The sequence below is a fragment of the Streptomyces sp. NPDC032745 genome, from assembly GCF_055579465.1.
In genome coordinates this window covers 249,912-256,220 of record NZ_JBVING010000016.1, presented here as the reverse complement: position 1 = coordinate 256,220, position 6,309 = coordinate 249,912, and the positions used below count along the sequence as shown (strand labels likewise).

6 protein-coding genes are annotated in these 6,309 nt (G+C 67.2%); 4 read left to right on the top strand and 2 right to left on the bottom strand.

Annotated features, from left to right (window positions below):
- Window positions 1–197 (bottom strand): hypothetical protein (locus ACZ5WG_RS33330; RefSeq protein WP_468728108.1); only part of this gene is annotated, 197 nt, incomplete at its 3' end.
- Window positions 198–256: 59 nt separating this feature from the next.
- Here ACZ5WG_RS33330 and ACZ5WG_RS33325 point away from each other — a divergent pair.
- The 3 genes from ACZ5WG_RS33325 to ACZ5WG_RS33315 all read left to right on the top strand — a co-directional run bounded on the left by ACZ5WG_RS33325 (window position 257) and on the right by ACZ5WG_RS33315 (window position 3,316).
- Window positions 257–1,525 (top strand): phospholipase D-like domain-containing protein, encoded by a 1,269-nt coding sequence (locus tag ACZ5WG_RS33325; RefSeq protein ID WP_468728107.1) that lies wholly within the window; start codon window positions 257–259, stop codon window positions 1,523–1,525.
- Window positions 1,526–1,779: 254 nt separating this feature from the next.
- Complete coding sequence (locus ACZ5WG_RS33320; protein ID WP_468728105.1) at window positions 1,780–2,994, top strand: M4 family metallopeptidase; 1,215 nt, start codon at window positions 1,780–1,782, stop codon at window positions 2,992–2,994.
- A gap of 16 nt (window positions 2,995–3,010) precedes the next feature.
- On the top strand, window positions 3,011–3,316 hold the full coding sequence (locus ACZ5WG_RS33315) for a protealysin inhibitor emfourin (protein WP_468728104.1): 306 nt from the start codon (window positions 3,011–3,013) through the stop codon (window positions 3,314–3,316).
- 168 nt (window positions 3,317–3,484) lie between these two features.
- Here ACZ5WG_RS33315 and ACZ5WG_RS33310 read toward each other — a convergent pair whose 3' ends face one another.
- On the bottom strand, window positions 3,485–4,783 hold the full coding sequence (locus tag ACZ5WG_RS33310; protein ID WP_468728103.1) for a cation:proton antiporter: 1,299 nt from the start codon (window positions 4,781–4,783) through the stop codon (window positions 3,485–3,487).
- Window positions 4,784–5,168: 385 nt separating this feature from the next.
- Between ACZ5WG_RS33310 and ACZ5WG_RS33305 the strand changes: the two genes are divergently transcribed.
- Window positions 5,169–6,122, top strand: coding sequence for a PI-PLC domain-containing protein (locus tag ACZ5WG_RS33305; protein ID WP_468728102.1), 954 nt, complete (start codon window positions 5,169–5,171; stop codon window positions 6,120–6,122).
- Window positions 6,123–6,309 lie beyond the last annotated feature (187 nt).

The following is a 6,309-nucleotide window of genomic DNA, read 5'->3' as shown; positions in this document are numbered from 1 at the left end:
AGGTCAACAAGCAGACCATCAAGGACCAGCTCAAGGACGAACTCAAGGCCAAGCTCGGCAAGTGAGACCCAGAGCCCCACAGCCCCCGGGGAAACGCCCCCCGGGGAGCCGCCGAACACAGCAGACGCCGGAGAGGCCCACCACCTCTCCGGCGTCCGCACGCCCTCCAACGCCTCGTCCAGCACAAGGAACAGCACGGCCTGCTGGATCCAGGGCCGATGCATTCAGTCGTTGCCCGCCTGCATACAGTGGCGCCATGACGAAGATCAAATCAGTGGCGGCACTCGTCGTCGGGGCAGCGGCGCTGATCGCCACCCTCCCCACGACCGCTGTCGCCGGTACCACGCCGCTCGTGACCACCGGTGCCACTTTCAACGACCCGACCGACCCGGCGCGCCAGGACGCGGTCTTCACGCACATCTCCCGCCTGATCGACGGCGCCGTACGGGGGTCGAGCATCAAGGTCTCGATGTACGTCCTCGGATCGGATTGGCTCGCGGGGCGGCTGAGTGCGGCGCACCTGCGCGGGGTGAACGTCGAGGTGATCCTGGACAGCGAGAGCCTCAAGCACCATGCGGGCTCCGGGACGTACGTGAAGCTCGTCGACGGGCTGGCCCAGAAGACCGACAAGTCCGGGGCCTCGTGGGTGCGGGTCTGCGCCGAGCACCAGGCGTGCCTGGCGAAGGACCCGAACCCGGCGGACGCGTACTACAGCGTCAACCACAACAAGTTCCTGCTCTTCTCCAGCACCACCGGCAGCTCCACGGGCACCGTTCCCGTCAACAACGTCGTCGTGCAGACCTCGGCCAACCAGACGGCCTGGGACCGCCAGAACGCGTGGAACGACGCCCTGACCGTGGTCGAGAACCCCGAGCTGTACTCCGCCTACGCCGGGTACTTCAGCGATCTGACGACGGCCCAGGCGGACCCGGCCAAGCAGGTCTCCGACTATCCGACGGAATACCAGGCGGGAAAGGCCAAGGCGTACTTCTTCCCCCGGTCCGGCTCGGACGTCGTCCTCAACATCCTCAACACGGTGGACGATCCCGTCAGCGGCCAGCCGGTGTGCCACGGCAACTCGGCGGGCTACGGCACGGCTGACGGCCGCACGGTGATCCGGATCGCCATGCACCAGATTACCCGTGCCGAGGTGGCCAAGAAGCTGTGGGAGCTCGACGACGCGGGCTGCTACGTCGACATCGTGTACCGCAGGCTCGACAACAGCGGCACCGCCATCGCCGACCAGCTCGCCAAGCCGACCAAGTTCGGCGGGATCACGCTGCACAAGCTGGACGACGACGCGGAAGGCCGTACGGCGACGCACTCCAAGTACCTGCTGATCGAGGGAACCTACAAGGGCCTCCCCGACCAGAAGATCGTCTTCACCGGCAGCCACCCGTACACGGTGAGCGGGCTCGTCAGCAACGACGAGGCGCTGCTCAAGTACCAGGACCCGGCGGTGCACGACGCCTACCGGGAGAACTTCCGTGCTCAGCGCACCGCCGCTGACCGTCAGAACGGCTAGAGCAAGCCCCTGCACACTTTCGTTGCGTTTGCCAGTCGCTGCGGACGGCAGGAGACTGGTGATATCAGCGTGGCCCCCGCCGCTGGAATCCGGGGTGGTCGGCGCCAAACGCTTCTCTCGCTCTGTCAACATCAGCGGCACTTGCTGTTGCCTCGAGCCTTTCCACGGCCGGGAACTCGAGCAGTGACCTGAGAACGTCCAAGCATCAACTGATGAATTGTTGACCGTTGGTCCTCTCGCCCAGGAGGTATCCCATGAGCAGGACCCGCCCAATCAACTGCATCGTTCCCCCGTACATTCTCGACAAGCTCCTGGAGAGCGAAGACAGTGAGGTGCGCCAGGCCGCCTTGGACACCCTGCTGACCACTGCGCGCCTGCGGGGCGAGCGAGCCGTCCGGGCGTCCTTTGCCGGCGCAGCCGCCACCGCCGGTAACGGCCGGCGCACCGTCTTCGACTGCGAGCAGGGGGTCGCCCTCCCCAACGCCGTCCTGGTCAGGCCGGAAGACGGACCGCCGTCCGACGACCCAGCCGTCAACCAGGCGTTCGACGGACTCGGCTTGACGCGCGATTTCTACAAGGAGGTGTTCCAGCGCAATTCGATCGATGACCGGGGTATGCGGCTGGACGGATACGTCCATTTCGACGCGCAGTTCAACAATGCGTTCTGGGACGGTAGTCAGATGGTCTTCGGCGACGGGGACGGTGCTGAGTTCAGCAACCTCACGGGATCGCTGGACGTGATCGCCCACGAGTTGACGCACGGGGTCACCGAGAACACCTCGGAATTCGAGTACCACAATCAGTCCGGTGCCCTGAACGAGTCGATGTCGGACGTCTTCGGGTCGCTGGTCAAGCAATGGTCGCTGAAGCAGACGGCCGAGGATGCGGACTGGCTGATCGGGGCTGATGTGTGGACCCCGGGAATCGCCGGCGACGCCCTGCGATCGATGAAGGCGCCAGGGCAGGCATACAACAATCCGCAGTTCGGAAAAGACCCCCAGCCCGACCGTATGAGCAAATTCATGCACATGCCCGACACCCGTAGAGGGGACTTCGGCGGGGTGCACTTCAACTCCGGCATTCCGAACAAGGCGTTCTTCCTGGCGGCCGTGGGCATGGGTGGATTCGCATGGGAGGCTGCCGGGGCCATCTGGTACGCATCGCTCAAAGCCTCCAGCAGGGAGGCCACGTTCCAGGACTTCGCGGACACCACCTTCCAGAAGGCCGGAGAGCTGTTCGGCATCGGAAGCCCCGAGCAGTCGGCCGTGCTGGCGGCGTGGCAGGGAGTGGAGATCCAGATCAGCGGGGTCCCGGCGGGGCTCGCCCGGGCGCGGAGCTTCCCGGTCAACGGGAACGGCGGCCTGGGCCGGCAGGACGGCCTGGCGGCCCTGACCAGGCAGATCGGGGAACTGAGCGCCAAGGTGACCGGGCTGGCCAAGGAAGTGGCCGCACTGAAGGGGGCCAAGTGACCACCGGTCGCGCGCAATGAGGGTGACTCTGGAGTCATACGGCGGGCTGGCGGCGGCAGTCCGCCGCCGGCCCGCCGTACTGGACACCGCGGCCCTGCTCGAGCACGCCGCGGCGGAACTGACCCGGCTGGTGGCGGCGGCCGTCGCAATGCCCGTGGAGGACCGGGCCGACCGTGCCAGAGACGCGATGACCTACACGATCACGGTGGAGGACGACGACCACACGACGGTCCTCGAGCAGTCGGACGCCGCCATGTCCCCGGCGTTCGCGACCTTGCTCACCTGGCTCAGGAAGCACTTCGTGCAGCAGGGCCAGCCCTAAGGGCTGTCCCGGCCCATGAGGCGGCACCCCGGCCCAGCAGTGCGGGCCACCACCCGGCGAGGGTGGCGGCCCGCACTGCTGTGCCGGTCAGTTGCTCCTGCCGCAGGGACCGAGTACCGCCCAGTCCCTCTCGGCCGGCTTTCGCCGCGTCGGCTCGGTCCGGCCCGTCTAGACGCTGGTGCGTACCACTCCTGCCGTGTGCTCGGACGCCTCGGACGCCTCGGGAGCCTCGGACGCCTCGGGCGTCTTGGACAGGTCGTTGCCCGTCGGCCGGCCGAGGAGCCAGCTCAGCAGCGGACCCGCCATCGCGGTCGTGACCACGGCCATGACGACCATGAGCGAGTAGAGCCCCTGGTCGAGGAAGCCCAGTTGCAGACCCACGTTCAGGACGATGAGTTCGGTCAGACCGCGGGTGTTCATCAGCGTGGCGAGCGCAGCGGACTGCCGCACCGGCATCCGGTTCAGCCGGGCGGCCACGAACGCGCCGATGAACTTGCCGCCGACGGCCACCAGGAGGATCAGCGCCAGGGCTCCCAGCCCGTCCATGTTCAGCCCCGAGAGATCGACCTTGAGGCCGGCCACGAGGAAGAACACCGGCAGCAGCAGCGTGCCGTTCATCTCCCCGAGGCGCTCGTGCACCTTCGAGCGGAGCTGCTCGGTGCCGGTGCGCGGGAGGACCACACCGAAGAGGAACGCGCCGAAGATGTAGTGCAGACCCACCCACTCGGTGGCGGCGGCGGACAGCAGCAGGCCCGCGACGATGCACGCGAACACGGTCGGGGTGAGCCGGAGCGCGGGCCGGCGGGCCACGTAGCGCTGCAGCAGGGGGCGCAGGACGAAGAGCATGCCCAGCAGGTACGGGATCGCGAGCAGGATGCGCCACTCGTCACCGCCGGCGGAGCCGCTGATGGCGACCACGGCGGCGAGCACCGACCATGCGAGGACGTCGTCGATGGAGGCGCAGGCCAGAGCCACCACACCCAGCGGGGTGCGCGTCATGTTCCGGTCGGTGAGGATGCGCGCCAGTACCGGGAACGCCGTGATCGACATGGCGATGCCCATGAACAGCATGAACGCGGTCTGGTCTCCGGTGCCGTACTCGTCCATCAGGTAGAGCGCCAGGACCATGCCGAGCCCGAAGGGCACCACGATGGAGCTGAACGAGATGCTTGCGGCAAGGCTTCCGCTGCCGCGAATCAGCTTGGCGTCCCACTCGAGGCCGACGATGAACATGAAGACCGCGACTCCGACCGCGGCCAGAGCGCTGAGCAGTGGCCGGATGGATACGGGGAAGAGGGCGTCGGAGATGGCCCCGTGGAACAGGGTCGGTCCCAGCGCGATGCCGGCGAGGACCTCACCGATCACCGCCGGCTGTCCGAGCCGCCGGGCCAACGCGCCGAGTACGCGTGCCAGGATCACGATGGCGGCGAGGCCGAGGAGGAGTGACGTGGTCTGATGGGTGTTCATACGGTCCGTCTCCGTAAGGCGGGGTCTGTCCTGTGACCCCGTGGGCAGCGCGGGCGGGTGGTCAGGTGCCCGGTGTCCGCCTGGTGCGGTCACCGGGTTTGGTCGGGGTACGTGAACCGGGTAGCCGTTCAGGGGCTGAGCAACGACTGTGTGCCCCCTCGGAAGAGCCGCGATGCAGTCCCGCCGGAGTTTGAGATGAACCGGCGCGAACGAGGGGGCGGAAGCTGCTTTGCGCCAGTCGCGGGCCACCCTCATCGAATTTCGTTCATCATGCATCTATCGCATGTCAGCATGTGACGGGTGAGATCAATCGTCCGCTTCAGGACACCGATATGAAGGAGTACGTTTCTTGACCACTTACCTCAGGCGTGGTGCCGGCCCACGGATGTTACTGGCGCTGATCGCGGCCCTGTGCACACTCGTCGGTACCACCGCGCTCGGTACGGCCCCGGCGGCAGCCGCCGATCAGCGTCACCCGATCTACGCCATCGCACACCGCGTCGACACCCTGGGCGGCGTGGACGCCGCGCTCAAGCACGGCGCCAACAGCATCGAGATAGACGTCTGTGCCTGGTGGAACCCGAACGAATGGCGGGCCTATCACGACTGTTCCTCGGCCGGTGACAACCGGCTGGGCCCCAGCTTCGACAGCATGGTCGACCGGATTCTCTCCCACGCCAACGCAGGACGCCGGCTGGCGCTGGTCTGGCTGGACATCAAGGACCCGAACTACTGCGGAGAGCAGGAGAACCGCGGGTGCAGCGTCGCCGGACTGCGCGACAAGGCGCAGCGGCTGACGGCTGCCGGGATCCAGGTGCTCTACGGGTTCTACGAATACCACGGCGGCAGCACCCCGGACGTCGGCGGCAGGGGCTGGAAGAGCCTGGAAGGCAGGCTCGGCGGCCTGGAGGGCATCACGACGACCGGAACCCGCGACCAGGTCCGAGGCGCGTTCGACCGGTCCGGCTCCGGATTCCCGGCCGGACGCCGGGTGATGGACTACGGCGACAGCGACATCACCAAGGGGTTCGGCAACTGCACGGAAGCCACCTACTACACGTGCGCGGAACTGAAGAAGGGCGCCGGGGACCGTGATGCAGGACAGCTCGCTGCCACACTGTCCTGGACGACCACGTACAACGATCCGTGGTACGTCGACAAACTGCTGGGCGACGGGCGTGTGGACGGCATCATCGCGGGCTACGGGGCCTTCACCGGAGTGCGCGAATACGACGACAGCTGGCAGTGCGCCAACGCCGTCAGCCTCGTCCGTGACTGGGTGAACCGCCACGGCGGCACCCATCGCATGGCCACCGCCGGCGACCGTCTCTTCAGGTAGAGCACAGGCATCGCCAGTCGCCCCGGTGCGCGGTGCGCGGTGCTCGCACAGGGGTGGATGTACGGCATCGTCACCGGCGATGTCACAGGCACTCCTTGACGATGTCGTGCACTCCCCCGCGAGTGCACGACATCGCGGGGAGTGCACGACATCAACGGTGTCCACCGGCTGCATCAGGTGCGCGGGC